The 20,306-nt window shown below is 50.9% G+C and carries 14 protein-coding genes and 3 tRNA genes; 12 read left to right on the top strand and 5 right to left on the bottom strand.

Going from position 1 to position 20,306, the window contains the following annotated elements; all coding sequences use genetic code 11:
- Nucleotides 1-562: 562 nt before the first annotated feature.
- A tRNA-Ser gene (locus tag BLT51_RS02840) sits at nucleotides 563-653 on the bottom strand.
- 13 nt (nucleotides 654-666) lie between these two features.
- Nucleotides 667-1,155 (bottom strand): nucleoside deaminase, encoded by a 489-nt coding sequence (locus BLT51_RS02835; RefSeq protein WP_231943974.1) that lies wholly within the window; start codon nucleotides 1,153-1,155, stop codon nucleotides 667-669.
- A gap of 50 nt (nucleotides 1,156-1,205) precedes the next feature.
- Between BLT51_RS02835 and upp the strand changes: the two genes are divergently transcribed.
- The 6 genes from upp to BLT51_RS02805 all read left to right on the top strand — a co-directional run bounded on the left by upp (nucleotide 1,206) and on the right by BLT51_RS02805 (nucleotide 8,490).
- On the top strand, nucleotides 1,206-1,844 hold the full coding sequence (upp, locus tag BLT51_RS02830; RefSeq protein WP_091279665.1) for a uracil phosphoribosyltransferase: 639 nt from the start codon (nucleotides 1,206-1,208) through the stop codon (nucleotides 1,842-1,844).
- Nucleotide 1,845: 1 nt separating this feature from the next.
- Nucleotides 1,846-2,844, top strand: a complete 999-nt coding sequence (locus BLT51_RS02825) for an alpha/beta hydrolase (RefSeq protein ID WP_091279663.1) — start codon at nucleotides 1,846-1,848, stop codon at nucleotides 2,842-2,844.
- 90 nt (nucleotides 2,845-2,934) lie between these two features.
- Nucleotides 2,935-3,792 carry a DUF5926 family protein gene (locus BLT51_RS02820; RefSeq protein ID WP_091279661.1) on the top strand — a complete coding sequence of 286 codons (858 nt, stop codon included), beginning with the start codon at nucleotides 2,935-2,937 and terminating at the stop codon, nucleotides 3,790-3,792.
- Between the two features lie 128 nt (nucleotides 3,793-3,920).
- A complete protein-coding gene (locus tag BLT51_RS02815) occupies nucleotides 3,921-4,691 on the top strand; it encodes a glycosyltransferase family 2 protein (protein ID WP_197672589.1) in 771 nt (256 codons plus the stop codon).
- A 134-nt stretch (nucleotides 4,692-4,825) separates the two neighbouring features.
- The gene (locus tag BLT51_RS02810; protein WP_091279657.1) at nucleotides 4,826-5,767 is read left to right on the top strand and encodes a LuxR C-terminal-related transcriptional regulator; all 942 of its coding nucleotides are present in this window, start codon (nucleotides 4,826-4,828) and stop codon (nucleotides 5,765-5,767) included.
- Between the two features lie 239 nt (nucleotides 5,768-6,006).
- Nucleotides 6,007-8,490 carry a SpaA isopeptide-forming pilin-related protein gene (locus BLT51_RS02805; protein ID WP_091279655.1) on the top strand — a complete coding sequence of 828 codons (2,484 nt, stop codon included), beginning with the start codon at nucleotides 6,007-6,009 and terminating at the stop codon, nucleotides 8,488-8,490.
- A gap of 27 nt (nucleotides 8,491-8,517) precedes the next feature.
- Here the strand turns inward: BLT51_RS02805 and BLT51_RS02800 are convergent, their stop codons facing one another.
- A complete protein-coding gene (locus tag BLT51_RS02800) occupies nucleotides 8,518-10,695 on the bottom strand; it encodes a hypothetical protein (protein WP_091279653.1) in 2,178 nt (725 codons plus the stop codon).
- Entirely contained in the window at nucleotides 10,695-11,855 is a 1,161-nt protein-coding gene (locus BLT51_RS02795; protein WP_157672876.1) for a diacylglycerol/lipid kinase family protein, read from the bottom strand. Before BLT51_RS02795 ends, BLT51_RS02800 begins: the two co-directional genes overlap by 1 nt.
- A 102-nt stretch (nucleotides 11,856-11,957) precedes the next feature.
- Between BLT51_RS02795 and serS the strand changes: the two genes are divergently transcribed.
- Nucleotides 11,958-13,226 (top strand): serine--tRNA ligase, encoded by a 1,269-nt coding sequence (gene serS / locus BLT51_RS02790; RefSeq protein WP_091279647.1) that lies wholly within the window; start codon nucleotides 11,958-11,960, stop codon nucleotides 13,224-13,226.
- A gap of 1 nt (nucleotide 13,227) precedes the next feature.
- Nucleotides 13,228-14,163, top strand: coding sequence for an HAD family hydrolase (locus tag BLT51_RS02785; RefSeq protein ID WP_231943973.1), 936 nt, complete (start codon nucleotides 13,228-13,230; stop codon nucleotides 14,161-14,163).
- Here BLT51_RS02785 and BLT51_RS02780 read toward each other — a convergent pair.
- Nucleotides 14,053-16,314 carry a DUF2339 domain-containing protein gene (locus BLT51_RS02780; RefSeq protein WP_157672875.1) on the bottom strand — a complete coding sequence of 754 codons (2,262 nt, stop codon included), beginning with the start codon at nucleotides 16,312-16,314 and terminating at the stop codon, nucleotides 14,053-14,055. The genes BLT51_RS02785 and BLT51_RS02780 overlap by 111 nt on opposite strands.
- A 127-nt stretch (nucleotides 16,315-16,441) precedes the next feature.
- Here BLT51_RS02780 and BLT51_RS02775 point away from each other — a divergent pair.
- The 4 genes from BLT51_RS02775 (at nucleotide 16,442) to BLT51_RS02760 (ending at nucleotide 20,245) form a co-directional block, all read left to right on the top strand.
- Nucleotides 16,442-16,529 (top strand) — tRNA-Ser (locus BLT51_RS02775).
- A gap of 66 nt (nucleotides 16,530-16,595) precedes the next feature.
- A tRNA-Ser gene (locus BLT51_RS02770) sits at nucleotides 16,596-16,687 on the top strand.
- Between the two features lie 135 nt (nucleotides 16,688-16,822).
- Nucleotides 16,823-17,317, top strand: a complete 495-nt coding sequence (locus BLT51_RS02765; RefSeq protein WP_091279642.1) for a carboxymuconolactone decarboxylase family protein — start codon at nucleotides 16,823-16,825, stop codon at nucleotides 17,315-17,317.
- Between the two features lie 225 nt (nucleotides 17,318-17,542).
- Nucleotides 17,543-20,245 (top strand): transglutaminase domain-containing protein, encoded by a 2,703-nt coding sequence (locus BLT51_RS02760; RefSeq protein ID WP_157672874.1) that lies wholly within the window; start codon nucleotides 17,543-17,545, stop codon nucleotides 20,243-20,245.
- The last annotated feature ends 61 nt before the right edge of the window (nucleotides 20,246-20,306 follow it).

Here is a 20,306-nt window from a genome sequence, read left to right as displayed (position 1 = left end):
TTGGCAACCACAAATAGTGCGTTAAAACAGCGTTAAACATACCTGAAAGCCCATAAGTTTCTAGCCTGACCGCGAGCGCATACCCATGGGGTGCATTACCCTCCCCCTCCTGGTTCGCACCCTAGGCACAGCGTAGCGATATATCCCCCCGCCGAAAACACAACGAAACTCTAAAACCCGTACAGCCTGTCAGCTCCTAAACGCGTAGCGGTCATACAAACAAGGTTAGGGGTATTGGGGTGGGGTGATGTACGGGTGTTTATTGTGGTGCGTGTTCTCCATACTGTGGAGGCTGGTTGTCACCATTGGCACGATCTGCCAACCCTTAAAGGGTGTCTATACTGTGGACGGTTAAAAGGATGTAAACACTATTGACGCACTCAACCATGTAACGGGGTAGCGTTTTGCGACCCCATCGGATCAAGCCTGTGGGGTGGTGTTTCGCCACCTTATGTTCATGACTGTGGGGAGCATTTTCATTTCACTGGTCCACGTAGGGACCACGAACCCCTAGAACAAAACCCCGGGAACCAACTTTTCGTTGATATCCCGGGGATTCCTATGGCGGTAGCGGAGGGATTTGAACCCTCGGTACGGGGTTACCGTACACAGCATTTCGAGTGCTGCACCTTCGGCCGCTCGGACACGCTACCTCGACTGTTAATATTAGCTTGACAAGTAGCTACCGCGCAAATGCTGAAACCACTGCCGCAGTAGCTCAACGTTTTCTTCTTCGCAGATCCCGCCGACGACTTCAACAGTATGGTTGAGTCGAGCGTCGCGTAGAACATCCCGTACCGAACCGGCTGCCCCAGCTTTCTCATCCCACGCACCGAACACTACCCGCGATAAACGAGAATTAACGATTGCGCCAGCACACATCGTGCACGGCTCCAGCGTCACCACCAACGTGCAACCGCTTAAATTCCAGTTCCCCAACTGACGCGCAGCCGCCCGCAACGCATTAATTTCAGCATGACCACACGGGTCGCCGTCCGCTTCCCGGGTGTTCCAGCCGTACCCGATAAGCGGGCCTAGCCCGTGCCCGCCGTCGTCGGAAAAAACCATTGCCCCAACTGGCACGTCCCCAGCATCCCCGGCACGGCGCGCTAATTCCATAGCGTGACGCATGGCACCCATCTCAGATTCAAACATGTCTCCTATTTTATGCACGTTCGGCACCAGAAAACCGGTAGATTAGAGGTATGGAACTTCAAGTTATCAGCCACCCACTTGTGGCACATAAGCTCACCACGTTGCGTGACAAGCGCACTCCGTCTCCTGTTTTCCGCCAGTTGGTTGAGGAAATCATCATGTTGCTCTCTTATGAGGCAACCCGTGAAGTCCTTACTGAGCCGAAGGAAATCGACACCCCTGTCGCTCACATGGTGGGCACCACGATGGCGCACCCGCGCCCGGTTGTGGTGCCGATTTTGCGCGCTGGTTTGGGCATGCTTGAGGGCATGGTTCGTGTGATTCCAGCTGCCGAGGTTGGTTTCTTGGGCATGAAGCGCGATGAGAAGACGCTCGAGGCGATCACATACGCGAACCGTCTTCCAGATGATTTGCACGATCGTCAGTGTTTCGTGCTGGATCCGATGTTGGCTACCGGACACACTCTTATTGCGTCGATTGATTACCTGCTTGAGCGCGGGGCACGCGATGTGACTGCTATTTGTATTTTGGCAGCCCCGGAGGGTTTGAAGGCTCTTGAGGAACATATCGGCGATCGTGGCAATGTACGTATTTTGGTGGCCGCGGTTGACGAGAAGCTCAACGAGAAGGGCTTCATTGTTCCTGGTTTGGGCGATGCTGGCGATCGTCTGTACGGAATCGTAGACTGACATGTTTTCCGGCCTTATTCCAACATTTGGTCCGCGGGTTCCAGATTATTTGGGGCCGAATTGGGTTGCGCGCACAGCGTTTTTGAACGACGTCGACGCCGGTACTCCGCCGGGACGCCCGGATGTTGCGGTGCTGGTGAGCGAGGCCGACGCCGATGCTCATGTGGCGGATTGCGGTGTGGCAGCTTTGTGGTTGCCCGGTTTTGTGGACTCGTTCTATCATGTCGAGCAGGCACAAGCGTGGCGTGAGGCCGGAATCGCCTTGTATGGTCTAGATTTTCGGCGCTCGGGCCGGGCGTTGCGGGTGCCGAATCGGCGCGACGATCTGCGCGACATGTTGATTCGCGAGGAAGAGATTTTTGCGGCGTTGGCGCATCTGCGGGCGCATGGTGCTCGGCAGATTGTGTTGATTGGACATTCTACGGGTGGTTTGCAGGCAGCATTGTTTGCTGATCGCCATCCGGGAGAGGTTTCGGCGGTGGTTTTGAATTCGCCGTGGCTTGAGCATAATGGCCCTGCTTGGCAGCGAACTGTGTTGACGTCTGCGGTAGCAAAGTTGGCGAAGGTTGCACCGTTGACGCCGATTGCTCGGCTTGAGCCAGCGTATGCTCGCAGTTTACATGTTGATTACGGCGGGGATTTCTACTTTAAGCCGGCACATAAGCCGCTGACGTCTGTCCCGGTTTTTGCTGCGTTCTTCACGGCTGCTCGCCGCGGTCATGCGATGGTTGCAGAGGGGCTGAATATCCAAGAGCCAGTGTTGGTAGCTCATTCGGATGCTTCCGGCGATCAGTTCCATCCGTCTGAGTGGGAGCTGGCTCATACTGATGTGGTGTTAAACGTCGAGGATATGAAGCGGCTGGCGCCAACACTGGGCAAGAATGTGGACACCTTGGAGGTTATCGGGGGTCGTCACGATTTATCGCTGTCGGAGCTTCCGGCTCGTAGTCGCTATACGCGCGATTCGATTCGGTGGGCGGTCAGCCAACTTCAGCGTTGATTCGCACCGTGCCACGTAAGCGTTTACTCTTATATACGTATTGTGTGCCGCGCGAGGCGGCGTAACCTGTTACTCAAAGGAGATAGGCCGATGGGCAAGGCAAGCCGCCGTAATAAAGACAAGAAGCCTAAGAAGGTTCGGATTCAGTTTGTGGATCGCCCGTTTGAGGGTTTGCCGTTTGAACCACAGCTCGTTGCGATGCGCGAGATTTTGCCGGCAGCAACGTTGCCGGTTCGTACGGTAGCTGAGCATGGTGGCGAGGATTTGCTGTTGGTGACATTGCTACCGGATATGGCTGCTGCGATGCGTCGCAAGGACGGCATGTTGTTGGTTGCTGCGCAGACGGTTATGAATTCTGGTGATGTTTCGCTTGATATTGCGGATCGTATTCTCAAGGGTTTGGAGCTCAAGCCGGGCGAGACGTTGCGTCAGGCTGATCAGCCGGTTCCGGGTCCACGGTTGCAGGACATTCTTGATCTGAGCGTTGATTCTGAGATGGTTTTGCATGAGGATTATGCGTTCTGGATCGATCCTGCCGAGTTGGAGAATCCGGAGATCAAGTCGGCTCTTGAGCAGACTCGTGAGCAGATTCTTCCTACTGCTGAGGTTCCTGAAGTTGCGGGTGCTTTCTGGTGCCGGATGCAGCGCGAGTTTGTGCGCTGGATACGTCCAGAGGCAGAAGGACCAGTGCTAGATGCGCTTGCTCGGTTGCATCAAGTACGTGAGCTTGGTTTTGAGGGTGCTCGTTTTGTTGGGGCGTTCCGCGCGTTGGGTTTGCTGATTCCTGTTTTTGAGCTTGATGCTGGTTCGGAAGCTGATGAGTTGACGACGTCGATGTCTGCGTTCGTGGAGCGGTTCGAGGAGGCATTGGCTGTTTCAGAGCCGTTGACGGCTGAGGAGCGGCGCGCACGTGCGGGTATTATTTCTCGCCAGGTGACGTTGCGATAGTCTTTTGATGTAAAGGTGGCTCGGGTAACCGGGCCACCTTTTTATGTGATCTTTTCGAGTGTGCTCACGGTAATGAATCTGAACATTCGGAATAAACTTACTGACCTTTTAGAGTAATGTTACGTATTGTGAATGAAGAACAACGTGTAGCAGTTATTATTCCAGCCATGAATGAGGAAGATCGGATTGGAGCCACTATTCAAGCGGCTCGTTCGATTCCTCATGTTGATCTTATTGTTGTTATCGACGATGGATCAACTGATGATACCCAAGGTGTGGCGCGAGATGCTGGAGCTTCAGTAGCTCGCCATACTGTTAATCGTGGCAAGGCAGCTGCGATGGAAACTGGCGCTGCTGTTGTTGCTATGCGTGATATTAACGGGCAGCCGCCGCGTGCGCTATTGTTCCTTGATGCAGATTTGGCTGAGTCGGCGGTCGAGTGCGCTCCGCTGGTGTCAACTATTTTTGCTGGCGGGGTTGATTGTGCGATAGCTTATCTTCCGCCACAGTCTGGTGCGGGCGGGCATGGTGTTGTGACGACGACGGGCCGCAAAGGCATCGAGCGTCTTACTGGCTGGTCTCCTCAACAACCGTTGTCTGGGCAACGCTGTTTGACTCGGGCTGCTTTTGATGCAGTCACTCCGCTTGCTTCTGGCTGGGGTGTGGAAGTTGGAATGACAGTCGATCTTCTTGTTGCAGGTTTTACTGTCCAAGAAGTTCCATGCGATTTACGGCATCGTGTATCAACGAATGATTTGGCTGGACAGCTTCATCGTGCAGCTCAGTTACGTGGTGTCATCAAAGCGTTGGCGGTTCGCACAATGCGTCGTCATAAAGTCACCACTACCGCAATAGCTCCGTCGGTACCTGGTCAACCGTTTAACGCATATAAAAAATAGGACGCACTAAAGCCTGTCATTTTTCTGTCATGTCATAATGACTATCTGCCATCCTTTTCCAAGCCAACGGGCTTACACTAAAATATTTACATCGTGTTACATTTGATCACGTTTCGTTGTTCTTGGAGGATGCTATGAGAAATTTTGGTTCGGATGGAAACCGTCTTCTTAAACCGCTCGGAGTATCACCAGCGGCAGAAGAGGCATATTTGAAACTCTTACTGCAAGATGATCATGAACTTGAAGATTCAGTTGAACACGAGCTTGAAAACCTTGGATTAATCTTGCCTGATACTGATGGGCCTAAACCGATTTCGGCATCTAAGGTGATTGAGAATGCTCTTCACGTCAAATACGATGAGGTTAAAGCGCTTAAAGATTCATTGGTGGCGTTTGAGGCAATGGAGACTCGCACCCAAGACAATTATTACCATACGAGCGTGAGCGTGTATGAAATCGGTGTTTGGTATGAGCGAATTTTTACGGAAGCGTGTGAGCGGATCCGCTATTGGGATAGTGAACCTCACCTAGGAAACGAGCTTATTTTTCCTGGCTATTCGTCACTTTTTGATCGCAATATTTTCGTCGAAGCGATTTACGAGTCGGAATCATTCGAGAACTCTGAATTCACTGATTCTGTTTTGTCTTGTGTGCAGATGGGCGAGCACGTTAGCATTGCAGCCAAATTACCCTTCCGCATGGTCATTTCTGACGATCGTGAGGTGCTGATTATGTGGAAGAACGATGTTGACATTCCTATCGCACTGGTATCGAACGATCCTAGCTTGATTGCCATCATGCATAAGGGCTTTGACCATGTCTGGGACCGGAGCATCCCTTTTGGTTTGAACCAGAATCTATCAGATGGCGAGCTTCCAGAAAATGTGAAGGATATTATCAACCTGATGACCTTGGGACTTACCGATGAGGCAATTGCTCGGCGTTTGAACATCAGTTCTCGCACTGTAGCGCGACGTATTGGTGCGCTAATGTCGTCGTTAAATATCAATACCCGCTTCCAGTTAGGGCTTAAGGTCCAACAAAATTCTCTTATTGACAGTTCTGATCTTCTGTAGATGAGTGATGAACCATAAGCAAATAACTGACAGATAGTGGCATTTTGTCGACATGGCAGATTCGCTCCTCGCGTAGATCACATTATATTTAAGGACAAACGTTAGACTGAAAATGGGTTTAGCGGTACATCATTTTTAAGTCTACTTAGCTTACTTAATAACTTTTCAATAGCACCGATTGACGATCAGTGCTTTCCAGTGGATCAATCTGCACCATCATTACTTTATAAGGAGATTGGGTGTCTCAAAAGAATTATAAGTCTGCCACGCATAAAGATTTTTTCATCTCTTTTCTTTTAACAACTAGCTTGATAGTTATACTACTTTTGAGTTTCTTGCCAGCATCCTCTTCTGCAGCTGAAGAGAGCGATCCCCAGTGTCACGGCTCTTGGAACGGTCTGAAGTGGAAAGACTTTCCAGGTAGTGGTGCTCAGAATGGTGTTTATTCTGAGAAAGGACGCTATGCAGATATTGAATTTGAGTGGAAGTTTAACGATCCCGTCAAAGAAGGCGATGCGCTCCATACGGACCTTCCCGCAGAGCTACAGGCCGCAACTACAAATACGGTTATCCTTCGCGATTCACAAGGAAATCATGTTGCTACTGGGACATGGAGCGGAAACAAGTTTCTTATTACGGCAACAGATTACGCCACAAACCATTCCAATATCGCTGGTACCGCTCGTCTATCGATCACGTGGAATCGTAATGACGACCGCGTCAAAACAGGCGGTGAGTTCAACCTAGAATTTAGTGGATGCGGAAAAGAGGAACTTAAAGGAAATATTGCCCCTGATGGTCCACCCGGATTCCATCACGATAACGGTAAACAAGGCGAGTATCGCCCACAAGATTCATCCATCATCTGGTCCATCGGTGTTAATGGAACCGGTCAACAAGAAAAACCGTTTACCGTAACAGATACGGCTCCGGCCGGCTGGAAATTCATGTGCGAGCCTATACCGCAAAATAACACGCTTCCCACATACGTCAAGACTCTGGTTAATCTTCCAGATAACCATCCTACACACGCCCGTCAAGCGATTTGGATGGATCATGTGGTTTTCCTTCCGTCAAACACTCATTTTCATAATCCTTATAACGCTTACCAGGTATGGGGCGAGGCTGGAGTAATATCGTTACCTGCAGCCCAAACAGCAATGAAAAATGCACTTCTGAGTAAACCAGTTAATACCACATCACATTATTTCGCTGACTTCAACTTTCATGCATACTACCGCGAAGCTAGTTTCAATGACCAAAATCCCGCGTACACACTCTCATGCGAAGATAACAAGATAACCGCCACGTTCCCTTACGGAATATCAGCAAAATATGACATCATTGTTCAAGCAAAAACTGTTTTAAAAGAAGTATCAAAAACTCCTGAACCGAATTCTATTGTGACTAACCGAGTGCATATTAACGGAAAACTATATGAAGGTGACGTTTTCATTCCTGGCGCTTCTGGTGAAGGATCTGGCTTACTCGGTGGATTCACTATCGGCAAACGCGTAACAGGAATTGATTCCGCTAAACTGGCAGATAAAGAATTTGAGTTCACGTATCAATGTACCACCTCATCAACAACCAATAGTGGAACAGTTAAAGTTAAGGCTAACCAGTACAAACACATCAAAGATGTCAGCAAAAACTCGATGTGTACAGTAAATGAAAATCTAGATTCTGCGATTCTTAACAATTCTCAACCAACTGTTCGATGGCGAATCGGACGTGAAGACGTTGCCGCTCCCCAATTCACGATTCCAGACTCTCATAACGGTCAAGATTATCCTGCTGTTCAAGTTACCGCGATTAATTCCTACGATAATCCTCCGAAGCCAGCGCCAGCGAAAGTAGAAATTCGTAAAGAGGTAATAGCGCCTGACAGCTCGGCAGTGTCCAAAGCTGACGCCGATGGTTGGACGTTTACGCTGACCGATGGTAGTTACACTAAGCCGATAACTACGAAGAATTCTGACATAAAAAACAACAAATCAGTATCGGCAAGTGAAACAGTCATGTTTGACGTCCCGATTAGTGCACCAGCCAGCGTCACTATTACTGAAGATACTGCACAGAAGCCCGACTACTCGTTAAAAGATATCTCATGCTCGGTGACGCCAAAAGCAGATCCCGAAACTATTACGGTGACACGGCTAACCGATACGTCAGTAAGTGTTGCCGGAATCCGCGCCGGTGACACAGTTGATTGTGTGGCTACTAATGAGAAGAAGAAACCAGAACCGTCCACGGGTTCAGTTAGCTGGTCCAAAGTTGATGACGAAGATCGGACTATTACCTTGAGTAACTCCGAGTGGATGTTAAACCATATCGCCAACGGACGGACAACAAAGATCGCGCTTGTTAGTGATTGTATGGAAGCCCCATGTCTTGCGGGAGCCACCGATTCTTCATTCGTGGACACTGATCCTGAGCCAGGAAAGTTTAGGGTTAGTGAACTGCCGTTGGGCGAGTACACGCTTGTCGAGAAAACCGCTCCAGCTGGCTACTACCTGAGCGATAAAACGTATCCCTTTACCATTGGTGAGGCGCCTGAGCAACTCAATATCGCGCTTGACCCGATCCCTAACACGAAAATCACCCCACCCCAATTGCCATTAACAGGCGGGACTGGAACATTACCGTTCGTCATTGGTGGGCTTGCATTGATCGGTTTCGCTGGAGCGATCATGTTACGGCAGCGCTTAACTATCAAGTAAACCCCAAGCATCTTATGGTGCCCTAGCTCATGGGTGGTAACGCGTATCGGTTGCCATCATAAGCGGGGCGCCATATGCTACCCCGAGTAACAAAATGACTAGACCTGAATCATTGAGTGCCACTCCGACGACGACGAGCGTCGCCATCGCCCGAATCGCCCAGCGAATATCGCTGTCTTGAGCGCTGAGGGTAAGTACGCGTATCTGGTCTCGCCATATCCACATTGCGAGCACAATGATTGCAAGCAGGAGCCACACAAACCACGGGGCCGAGCCGAGCATAAACATCAGTTTACGGTAGACCACGTTGATGGCTTCGCCGTCGATAATACTTTGGAAGAATCGTCCCAGATGGGTCCAGGATTCTTGGGGTCGGAGCCAGTCTACGAAGGCTGCGCCGATTCCTATGAGGGTTGCAGTCCCGAAGATAATGGCGAATGTGCGCGGCGTCAGGGCTCGCCCGCCCATCGAAAATAGGAGTACGAGGAAGGCTGCAACGAGTGCCGGAACACCACCGAAGTCTGCGCCAAGAGAACCTGCACCGTCAATCACGACGGCAATGATTCCCAGGGCCATAACCGCGGCTGGAACAGCTACCTGTTCGTAGCGAGTACGCAGGATGCGTGCAGCTACGAAAGCTAGATAGATCATTGATAAAGCGAATACGGTAAACGGCGCATTTGATAGGCCATAGAAGCGGCCACCTTGTTGCGGTTGGTCGCCAAGTACTGATGATGCGTGCAGGACAGAACCGAAAACAACATCGAGCCCGATTGTGGTTGCGCTGATGAGAGCAACGCATCCAGCTGCGCATGGTGTTCGGCGGCTCAAGGCTGCTCCTGCGATGCTTATGCCTAGAACGCATCCGAGGAAGGCTACAGTAGGAGCCGGGGCGTCCCACCACGAGACAAGATTTGCTAGGAAAGATGCGGCCGGGAGGAGTGCGATGGTGAGCCCGATGGCTCGTTGAGTGTTGCTCAAGATAGCAGTTTTCCCAGCACGAGACAGACGCCACCAGCGCACGAGAGAGCCGATAAGGAAGATACCAGCGGAAATACTCATGAGAAGATAGAACGGTCCGACGGCGGGTCGCACTGCAATAGCACGTGCATTGTTGTCCCGAAGCTCGGCGACTATGTCCGGGGTTGCCTGTGCGTCGTCGTCATGGAATGCGATTGGCGATCCTACGAAATCTGCAATTGGCTGTTGCCCTAGAAGAGTCAATAGGGCTTGTGGGATATCGGTGAGTTGGACGAGGCCCCGATGCCTAGTGGAGTTGGTGTAGGACACGGTTCCGGGGGTAATGCCTGGTCCCGCGGCACTCATAAATTGCAGTTGTGCGGTGCGCGAATCGGAATCTGCTATGGATCCGATCATGATTGTGGTGTTCGGATCGATCACGTCTAATAGTTCGCCAAGTTCTCGGTCAAGTGCCGAGATTTGTGCAGTGGCATGGACTGACCGCGCAACCGGAGGCACAAAGGCGGCCCGCATGTCTTCGAGGATTCCTTTGCCTTTGGCCCGCGCAATGGCGTGACTGGTGTTCGTTACTCGTCCTAGATCGACGACGACGAGGTCGGCTTGCGAAACAGCTGGATATACGTCTGCCGGATGGGTTGCGATTCCGTTGGTGTAAGTAATATTGGCATGATGGCGTTGACCAGCGGGCAGATTTGTAGAAGTTCGTAACGCGAGCGCAGCTCCAGAGCCGATTGTACCAACGGACATTCCGCGACTAGCTAGTTCGTCACCGAATGTGGTTTCGGGTGGGGTGAACGGCGATGTTGCTTCGCCAGCTATCCGCGCTTTGTCTACTCGTGCTGGCAGAACGCCGTCTGTTGCTGCGGTGATGGGTTTCGCGCATCCTTTTTCGATGGGGTCAGCTGCGCGCACTCCTTGGCTAATCGTCAACCATCCGGCATTTGGGCAGGTGGTGACGCCGATTGTTTTAACGACTAGGTTTGCTGAGGAGCCTCGCCCGACGAAGTCGTAGAGGGTTGGCGTTTTTTCGGCAGAGATATCTGCCCAGGTTACGCCGCTAACTCCGATGAAAACTGTTTTGTTTCCGGGGATGCCTGTTATGGTTCCGGCTTGGCTAATAGTTTTGCCACGCCATGCTGGAGCCAGTAGTGTCCCGATCAGTAGCAGGATGATAACGACGGCGGTCCCCCACCATCGCCATGTACGTGCAGTGTTCTGTTTCATTAGTTTTTTACCCGTACCGTTAGCGCACCGGGGATTATTCGTGCGTGGACGTGGTCTGTGTAGCCAAGGACATCACCATCGACTTGGACGGGTTGGGGTTTGTCGATATCGAGCGAAGCTTCAACGATTCGGTGGATGTCGAGGTCTCCTTGGGCGGGCACGCCTGGGATATCAACTTTTTTGATTCCTTTGCTTCGCATTCCGGTTCGCCGGAGGAGGTCTACCCAGCCGATGAGTCCGGCACGGGTATCGACGACGACGAGTTCCATCCAGCCGTCGTCGGCTTTTGCTGCGGTGTCAAAAACGAGACCGCCAACGAGTTCGCCGCAGTTGAGAAACATGACGGTTCGAGCGTCAGTTGTTACTGGCGTGGTGCTGTTTCCTACTGTGATCGTGGCGCTCATTTTGGGGGCGAGAATGTGTGGCATAGCGGCCTTGAAGTAGGCAGCCCAACCGATGACTTCCTTGAGCTTTTTGTTTGCGTCTGCCTCGAGCATGATGGTGGCATCGAGCCCCATGCCGGCGTTCACTACGAAGGCGTATTCGCCAGGCGTTGCCGGATGGACATCATGATTTTTCTTTGATTCGGGTACCGGTCCCGATGATTCCTTAACGGTGAGTATGCCGACGTCGATCTTGCGTGGCGCACCGGTGACAGCGATGATGGCAAGTTCGTGAATATCATCGAGTGGAAAATTCAGGTTACGAGCCAGGAGGTTCCCTGTTCCTACTGGCATGAGTCCCATCGGGATTCCGGTATTGGCAAGGCCTTCGGCAACTACGCGTACAGTCCCGTCACCGCCAGCGGCAATAACAACGGCTGCCCGGGCCTTGATAGCCGCTTGAGTTTGGCTAACTCCGGGATCGTCAGCAGTGGTAGCTAACCATACGGGTTCGCCAAGTGACGCATCGCGGGCACTTCGAGCCAAGGCTTCGCGGATAAGCTTCCAGTCAGCTTTTTTCGTTGGATTGAAAATAATATAGGGTGGGCCTTGGTTTAGGTATGGCTCGCTAGTTGTTACTTGCGTGTCCCGAGCTACACCTGATCGACGGCGGTCAATACGCATATTTTTTATGACTCGCCGATTTCGGAGCATGCCGAAGAGTGCTACCAGTGCTATCACGAATGTAGCCACGACAAGAATTAATTCCCAATCCATAGGACTTAGTTTACTCGATGTGTGCCACTCCATGAGCAGGCATTGTCTCAATGATTAGTCACGGTTAGCATGGTGGGCCGGAAAAGAACTATTCTTGTAATCATGATCGATATCCGTACTCTTCGCGAAAACCCAGAGGCCGTGCGTGCCTCGCAACAAGCCCGCGGCGATGATCCCGCGCTTGTTGATGCTGTCCTAGCCGCAGATGAAAAGCGTCGTGCTTCCCAGCAGGCGTTTGAAGATTTGCGTGCGCAACAAAAGAATCTTTCTCGCACTATTGGTAAGGCGTCTGCTGAAGAACGGCCGGCAATCTTGGCACAAGCTAAGGAAATGTCTGAGCATGTCAAGGCGCTCGAAGCTGAAGCTAATGTGGCCGCAGAGCAGTTTCAGGCTGCGATGTATAAAATCGCTAACCCTGTTTTGCCGGGTGTCCCTGCTGGTGGCGAGGATGATTACGAAGTTCTGCGCGAAGTTGGCTCGATTCCTGATTTCGCTACGCGTGGCTTTGAACCGAAGGACCATTTGGATGTGGCTGAAGGTTTGGGCGCAGTTGATATGGAGCGTGGCACAAAGGTTTCTGGTTCGCGCTTCTACTATTTGAAAGGTATTGGCGCCCGGTTGGAGTTGGCGTTGCTCACTATGGCTGCCGATCAGGCAGAAGCTAACGGTTTCACGCTGATGAATACCCCAACTTTGGTTCGCCCAGAAGTTATGGGTGGTACTGGTTTCTTGGGTGCTCACTCGGATGAGATTTACTACTTGCCAGCCGATGACCTGTACCTAACCGGTACATCTGAGGTTGCTTTGGCAGGTTACCATTCGAATGAGATTTTGGATCTGTCCGATGGTCCGAAGCGTTATGCTGGCTGGTCTACTTGTTACCGGCGCGAGGCTGGCTCGTATGGTCGCGATACTCGTGGAATTATTCGCGTTCACCAGTTCAACAAGGTTGAGATGTTCTCGTTCTGCCCAGAAGAGCAAGCTACCGATGAGCACCAGCGTTTCTTGGCGTGGGAAGAGGAAATGATCCAGAAGATGGAGCTTCCGTATCGCGTCATCAACACGGCAGCTGGTGATTTGGGTTCGTCGGCAGCTCAGAAGTTTGATTGTGAAGCTTGGTTGCCTACTCAAAATCGTTACATGGAGGTCACATCGACGTCGAACTGCACCACGTTCCAGGCACGCCGACTTGGTATTCGGGAACGTTTTGAGGGTTCTACTCGCGCTGTTGCGACGTTGAACGGCACTTTGGCTACTACTCGTTGGCTGGTTTCGATGTTTGAAAACCATCAGCAGCCAGATGGATCGTTGTATATTCCGCAAGCAATGCGTCCATATCTGGGTGGCCGCGAACTCATTAGTGTTCAGTAACGTGACGATCAGAGATCCTCAACGGTCCGGGGGTCTGACTCCCGGACCGCTACCATATTTTACTGATCTGCTTACCCAGCAGTCTCTTCCGCCTGCCGGGCCAGATTTGATGGTGGCGTTAGATATTGACGGCACTACGATTCACCATGACACGTCACTTTCGCCGCGAGTTCGCGAAGCGGTTCATGCTCATCTGGACGCCGGGACGCGCCTTGTTTTTGCAACGGGTCGCGGTATTACAGGCACGCAGGTGGCGTTGCAGGATGTCGGCTTCGATCACGGCATTGCCGTGGTGTGTAATGGTGCTGCGATAACGTCTGTTGGTGGCGCTGTCCCGGATTCATTGACTACCCCCTTGCCTGACTTTCTAGATAATAGCGGCCCGGCTTACCGCCTGGTTACTGCCCACACGTTTGATCCAAGCCGTGAGATTGAGCTGTTATCGGCAGGGCTGCCAGATAATGTCTGGTTCGCTTTGGAGACGCTTGATGAGCCGACTCGAGTAACGTTCCCATTCCCCGAAGATGAGCTGTCTGGCCCGAGCCGGCTTGTTCCGATTTCCGAATTAGCGTCTGCTCAGGCTACTCGATTAACGGTCCGAGCTTCGCAGATGACTGCTCACGAGTTGATGGAAGCTGTAGCGCAACTAGGGTTGCGCGGTGTGGAGTATGCGGTGGGATGGTCGGCTTGGATGGATATTACACCCGAAGGCGTTTCGAAAGCCTCTGCATTAGAGGAAGTTCGAGCGTTCTTTGGGGTCGATTCCAGCCACACGGTCTGTGTGGGAGATTCTGGTAACGACGTCGATATGCTGTCCTGGGCTGGGTTAGGAGTTGCGATGGGTAATGCGCCGGATTACGTTCGTAACCATGCCAATGCTGTTACGGATCATGTTGACGACGACGGATGCGCTGCCGTCCTGGAGGCCTTGCTCTAAGGGCTTGCGGCGCGTTGCTTGCCCGGCAACCATAGCTGCCAATGCTGGTAGAGCAATATACATGCCCTCTTTAATCATAATTGCACCAGAATCGTTGATCGGTACGGCAACCAAAATACCTACGGCTATGCCAATTGCGACTGGGATGAAACCGTAGTCAGAGGTGAGGGCACGAAGGGATCCTAAATGGATTCCGCTGACTGAATTTAAGTACCGGGTTGCGAAGACGGCCAAGATTCCAATCATAATTGCGATGGCGATGAGTGCAAGCAGATCTGGCCGGCCGATGAAGGACCGGGTGACGTCACGGATTTTTCCGCCGATGATTGCCCAGCTTTCGGCCGTGCCGAACTTAGCCCAGAACCGGCCAATATGGGATTCACCGCCACGGCGAGCATCGATCAAACCAACTCCTCCCATTACGGCAACGGTACTCACCAGCCACACCAGTCCATGCCACCAGCGTAGCTTTTTCCCGGTAAGCAGGATAGCGGTGATGCCAAAGCAGGCTATAAGTCCAGGCGGGCCACCAAAATCGGCACCCCATAGCGGCAGTGCATCTACTGCAACCGCGATTATTCCGATTCCAAGCAGCACGAACAATGGCAGGCGGGCACCGGCGTCGTTCTTGGCTCGTTTGCGTAGCCACGCGATAACCAGCAACGATGCGATCAAACCGCACACAACAAGAATCAGATATGTGCGGTTGGAGATTCCGTAGTACCGACGGGACGTGAGCATAAGTGAGCCCATAAATCCGTTACGCTGATGGACCGATCCGGCCACGATGTCAATGCACAAGAGGGCGAACGCCACCAAGCTAATAAAGCCAGCACGGTGCGCGCTCAGGTGTGACAGTGCAACAATCGCAACAGCAATCAGTGCCGTCATCGCGATTGCCCACGCTTGCATGGCACCAGGCGATCCTGGCAGATCCCACCACGGGAGCAGGTTGAGAATCATAGCACTGGGAACCCAAGCGAATGCCCACAAGTTGAATTGTTCTAAACCGGACCAGAATCGCCTCGGAGCGCCCCAACGGTGGCCTTCTGGGCCAGGTGTAATCAGGAATAAGCCGAGGACACCCAGGGTGCCTAGGAGAACCACGGTGTTGAAGATTTGGTACCACTTTGCGGATGATGAAGCAGCAATATAGGCGTGTTGGGCAGTGTCGAGGACGGGTTTCATTGCCGCAGTCAACGATGGCTGTGGCTGGACATGTAGACCGGAATATTTGCCAGTGATGAGGTTTCGAACATCGGTGATGGTGATGAATCCGTCGGCACGGGTGAGGTCGGAGCGGATTGTGCCAGCGCCGGAGGTTGTCCCATCGAGCGCAATATTTGTGGCAAAGAAATGTAGGTGTGCCCGACGCCATTGGTCACCGAGCGAGGCAATAATAACTTTGCGCGGATGTTCGCTATTTTCGTTCGCGGTGAGAATGTTGATCAGTTTTTGTTGCATCAAGGCACGCTGATCGGCAACGTTGAGATAGCGGGGCGATCCCCGGATGCTGCCCAGATCGACGACGACGTCGTCATCAACTGTGTCGAGAATACGAGTCAGGTCCCCTTGGGCTTTTGCGGCGGCGTCCGGGAAACCGGCATCCGGTAACGCCAGCCACTGGTCAACTGTGCCATCTTGCGTGGCAATAGGAATGCCGGCGTTGCGCCCTACTGCCGTAACATTGCGGGAAAAGAGCGGCTCGTCGGGCCATTCGGTTTCACCCAAACGTAAGGAAAAGTTACGGATATGAACTGTTTGTGGGTATCCCTTGTAGAGCGTCGCTGGGTCTTCCAAAATAGTAGCTGGATGACATTCGTCTCCGAGACTGACGACGAAAGATTCCGGAAGGCGATCAGATACGTCACGTGATGTTCGTAACTGCATCCAACCTTCTGATGGGCAGGTCAATGGAGATACGGAACGAGGACTGAGAGCAGCAACCGAGTAGTTAGCTAGGAGCCGTGACAGCTGCGGGTTGGTGCTGTCAATATCGAGGGGGCGGACCCCTGCCATCCCCACAAACAGTATGGAATCGTTGGGAGAAGTCGGCGTCGTCGTCGAAGAAGCGGACGCAAAAACACTTGCGCTCACGACCTGAAAAATGCCAAGCATTGCTACCAATATGGCTATTAAACGTACCCGCACGTCCACCCCTTCAAACAGTTCCCTCTTCCATACTAAAACAAAAATCTTCTCTACCAGTTTTTACTTGAGGATCAATTCCCTTACAATAATGAAAGCGTCAAGATTAATAGTGTAGTTTTGAGGCTAAGGAGAGTTGTCAGAGCGGCCGAATGAGCTGGTCTTGAAAACCAGTATGCAGTGACCCTGCATCAAGGGTTCGAATCCCTTACTCTCCGCTGGTTGCCACTGTGGTGGATTTGGGCTGGTGAAAACCTCCTCAAGTCAGCTATGGTTGGAGACCTGGAGACATGGCTGAGTGGTCGAAAGCGCTCCCCTGCTAAGGGAGTAGTCGCCTAAAAGCGGCTCGAGGGTTCAAATCCCTCTGTCTCCGCCACTTGTCCCGGTAGGAAAACCTACCGGGACATTTTTTATTCCCACGCACCGCGTTCAGTGAACAAAGTGGTTGAGCTCTTGGACAGGTTGGTACAGTCTGTGTGGAATTAATGAAAAAATTGTCAGGAGACCATATATGACTGAGCAGATTTCAAACCCGGTTACACCTGTTAAGCCACCTTATATCGATCAGGTACTTCCGGATGTTTATAACGCGATGGAGGGCGTTGCAGTTGCGTTAGGGAAGGCGTATGACGACGTCGAACTCCCGCGCACTCTTGTTGAGCTTGCTTATGTGCGTGCTTCACAACTTAACGGTTGTGCAACCTGCTTGTCTGTTCATGTGCCACGCGCATTGCAGGCGGGAGTTTCCCAGCGTCAGATCGACATGTTGCCAGCATGGCGTCATTCACAGCGGGTTTTCTCTGAGCAAGAGCTTATGGCAATCCGATTGGCAGAGACTATTACTCGATTACCAGAAAGCGCTGATTATTATGCGCTGATCGGGGAGGCATTGACACTGTTTACGAAGGAACAGCTAGTTGCGTTGGAGTGGGGCATTATTTCTATCAACGCATTTAACCGAGTTTCGGTAGTTTCACAGCACCCAACCCGGAAGTATCCGCGATAGTTAGCACTTTTACTAGTATGAGGCGGATGTATCAAATCGTTCTGTGAAGTTTGATACATCCGCTTTCTTAAGTTACCAATTCGCCGGTTTTACAAGGTTTATTGGTTGTGTGAAATTCCTAAAAGTGGTTGATAGGGAAATTAGTCCGCTATTTCATTACTATCAATCTTGTCTATTAGAGGACTGCATTGAGCGATTTTGATCGCGTAATTTATGGAGAGTCACATGCAAAAAATGAAAAGTTTAATTGGAGCAACGATTGCGTTATGTGTTGCAACAACTTCAGCACATGTTGGACTCATTGACCCTTTTGGAATGAATTCTGTCGCACACGCATCACAAACTCAAAGTGACCAACATCCATGGCAGCCCTCTCAGGGTTTAAAATCATATCTTTCTCGCAAGATCGATTGGAGTAAACCCACATTAGCCCCACAAGGAAAAATCGATCTTCGAGCCGCACAAGAATATCTCATTAAAGGTATTAGCGAAATGCAAGGGGTACTAGTTTTTTACGGCGACTATGATTTGTCTGATAGAGCTATCACATCTGTTATTTATAGCCCATCGTACGGCTCTTTAGTTAAACATGTTGCGGGCGAGTGGAAAATTGACAAAGAAGAAGTTTCTTTTGAAAAAGGCCTTTATAAACACACTGTTCGTTTTGCCTATCTAGTGAATAAGAATGACGCTATTCGCGCCGATCAACGCATTGACGAAATTGCACAGTTTCTGACCAAAAAGCTTGACGAACAAAAACCGATCCCTCGAACAGATGGTAGTAACGATTTCCGTAAAGCTCGGCTGATTCACGATTACATCATTAAAAATGTTGAACCAGAAGCTGACGATAAAACGGCAAATGGTCAATATTTTGTGAATTCCGCCGAAGGCGACGGAAAGAAATACGAAATCCATTCCTTGGAAGCTGGTCTATTTGCAAAAAAGGGCGTCTGCCAAACTTACGCTATTATGTTTGACCGGATTGCTTCTCGAATGGGGCTAGAAACTCGGTTCCTTCGTGGAAAGAAAACATTCGACTATTACGTCGAAGGTGACACAAAGACAAAGGACCGTTTGGACAAACAAGCCGAAGCAGATAAAAAAATCGCTGCTAAAGGTGGCCGCTGGTCAGAGGCGAATCACGCATGGAATCAGGTAAAGATCGACGGGCACTGGTACCACCTGGATCTCACAGTGGATGCGGTTGCTGCACGATCCTTATACAAATACACCTATGGCGCATTCTTACTAACAGATGCAGAGTTTGACAAGCCAGCAACATGGTGGCTTGGTATTTATGACAACAAGAGCTACACCGGTTATGCCAACGTAACCTGGAACAAAAATGAAGCTGAACCTGCACTAACTCCGATGTCTTTTGGTTCTTTATTTAGCCCACGTGATATGTATCGAGCAATATCTCCAGCGTTCAACGGATCGAATCACCTGCTTGGTAATTTTAACGATCTGACTGAAAGTCATCTCCCTTCACACACGAAAATGGGAAATGCCCAACCAGTTTCACAACTAATCTCTCCACATCAGAACGACGTCGCAGTTGAGGTACCTGCAGGCACGTCAACTGCAGACCTTCCACAGGCTTTGAATATTCAAGGGATCACTACTAGCACATCGGAAAAGCCCTACGTATTAGGCACACTTGAAGATTCACCAGTCTTCGTTGACAACGCAGCCGATTGGGAATCGGTTAAAGACACGATCGGTGAAAATGTTACTCTCCAGCTACTTGCTCAGAATGGCGCTAAACTTACTATCCCTGTTTCGGTCGTAGAACCGGGAAAAGAATCGCATGCTCTAGCACGCATCAACACCGGAGACGGCATTATCCATGTTGAACAGATCCATCCAAGTGGCGACAGCTACGATGCGCGCGCTGATAAAGAAGCATTTGATGAGCGCCGTACCGAAGCAGAAAAGACAATTCTTAACAGCGTTAAAGTCTCCTACGCAGACGGAACTACCGATACGTCGAGCATTGAGCTCTCCGTTCGTGGCTTAGATACCGTTAAAGTCGATGTGCCCGGAAGCTATCCCGTCCTCGTGGTTGCTAAGGGTAAAGATGGTTTACGGACGAAAGCCGACTACACCGTCGTCGTCGATAAGAAACTAAAACCAAGTAGCGTTACGATTTCTACTAATAACAACGCAGATGCGTTTAATATCGCCGCCGACACGAAATACTATATTGCACCGTCATCATTCCATAGCTTCCTAGGCAAGCGTGAAAGCGTCAACCTTATTGCTAAACGTACAACATCTCTCGGTTTTTCTTCTCAAGTCAACGATGTCATTTCGCTGATCGATTCCACTGGCAAGGAATGGCCATACGATGAGAAAGAAGATATGTTTATTGACGCTGACGGCAACCGATTATTTGATGGAATCAAGATGGTTGACTTGGTTCGCAAACCAGGTTCGTATCGCATAAAGGTGACTGCCCGATATGAGGAAGAAGCTCCTCAAGTCCGCGAACTGACGGTTAATATTACAGACGATACGGACACAGCATCTGCGGCTGACCAGCATGAAGCGATCATGACCGTTGACCGACTCAACAACCTTTCGATGACGTCGAAGATCAAGTACGAGCGCCAAATTCGTGAGCTGTCTTCAACAAGCGCTATCAATGGCGTCGTTGAGCGAGCCAAGAATGACCACTCAGAAAAGACCTTCGTTTCGTACACAGTTGAGCATATAGACAAGGAAACTGGCGAACCGCTGACCTACCCAGTCAAGAAGATCGATTTCCTTGGCGCTACAGTCAGTGAAAAAGCGGAAAGCTATCTCTTAAATAAGGGATACCAAGTGGATACGACGGAACAAGCTATCCAGCTATCCAAAGATGGTCAAAAGATTGTCTTCACATATTCACGATCGGCTGACCAGGCAGATCAAGCCGACTAATACCTGAAATAGCAAGGTGGGGAGTAGGCCTAGTTTGGTCTACTCCCCACCTGCTTTTCTG

Source organism: Arcanobacterium phocae (genome assembly GCF_900105865.1).
Classification (GTDB): Bacteria; Actinomycetota; Actinomycetes; order Actinomycetales; family Actinomycetaceae; genus Arcanobacterium; species Arcanobacterium phocae.
Note: the sequence above shows the minus strand (reverse complement) of the source record. Positions and strands in the feature narration are given on the sequence as shown.

Coding starts and splice junctions, on each gene's coding strand:
- BLT51_RS02825 (WP_091279663.1), top strand. CDS start 1,846: ATGTTTTCCGGCCTTATTCCAACATTTGGTCCGCGGGTTCCAGATTAT.
- BLT51_RS02835 (WP_231943974.1), bottom strand. CDS start 1,155: ATGTTTGAATCTGAGATGGGTGCCATGCGTCACGCTATGGAATTAGCG.
- BLT51_RS02760 (WP_157672874.1), top strand. CDS start 17,543: ATGCAAAAAATGAAAAGTTTAATTGGAGCAACGATTGCGTTATGTGTT.
- BLT51_RS02765 (WP_091279642.1), top strand. CDS start 16,823: ATGACTGAGCAGATTTCAAACCCGGTTACACCTGTTAAGCCACCTTAT.
- BLT51_RS02795 (WP_157672876.1), bottom strand. CDS start 11,855: ATGGATTGGGAATTAATTCTTGTCGTGGCTACATTCGTGATAGCACTG.
- serS (WP_091279647.1), top strand. CDS start 11,958: ATGATCGATATCCGTACTCTTCGCGAAAACCCAGAGGCCGTGCGTGCC.
- BLT51_RS02800 (WP_091279653.1), bottom strand. CDS start 10,695: ATGAAACAGAACACTGCACGTACATGGCGATGGTGGGGGACCGCCGTC.
- upp (WP_091279665.1), top strand. CDS start 1,206: ATGGAACTTCAAGTTATCAGCCACCCACTTGTGGCACATAAGCTCACC.
- BLT51_RS02820 (WP_091279661.1), top strand. CDS start 2,935: ATGGGCAAGGCAAGCCGCCGTAATAAAGACAAGAAGCCTAAGAAGGTT.
- BLT51_RS02810 (WP_091279657.1), top strand. CDS start 4,826: ATGAGAAATTTTGGTTCGGATGGAAACCGTCTTCTTAAACCGCTCGGA.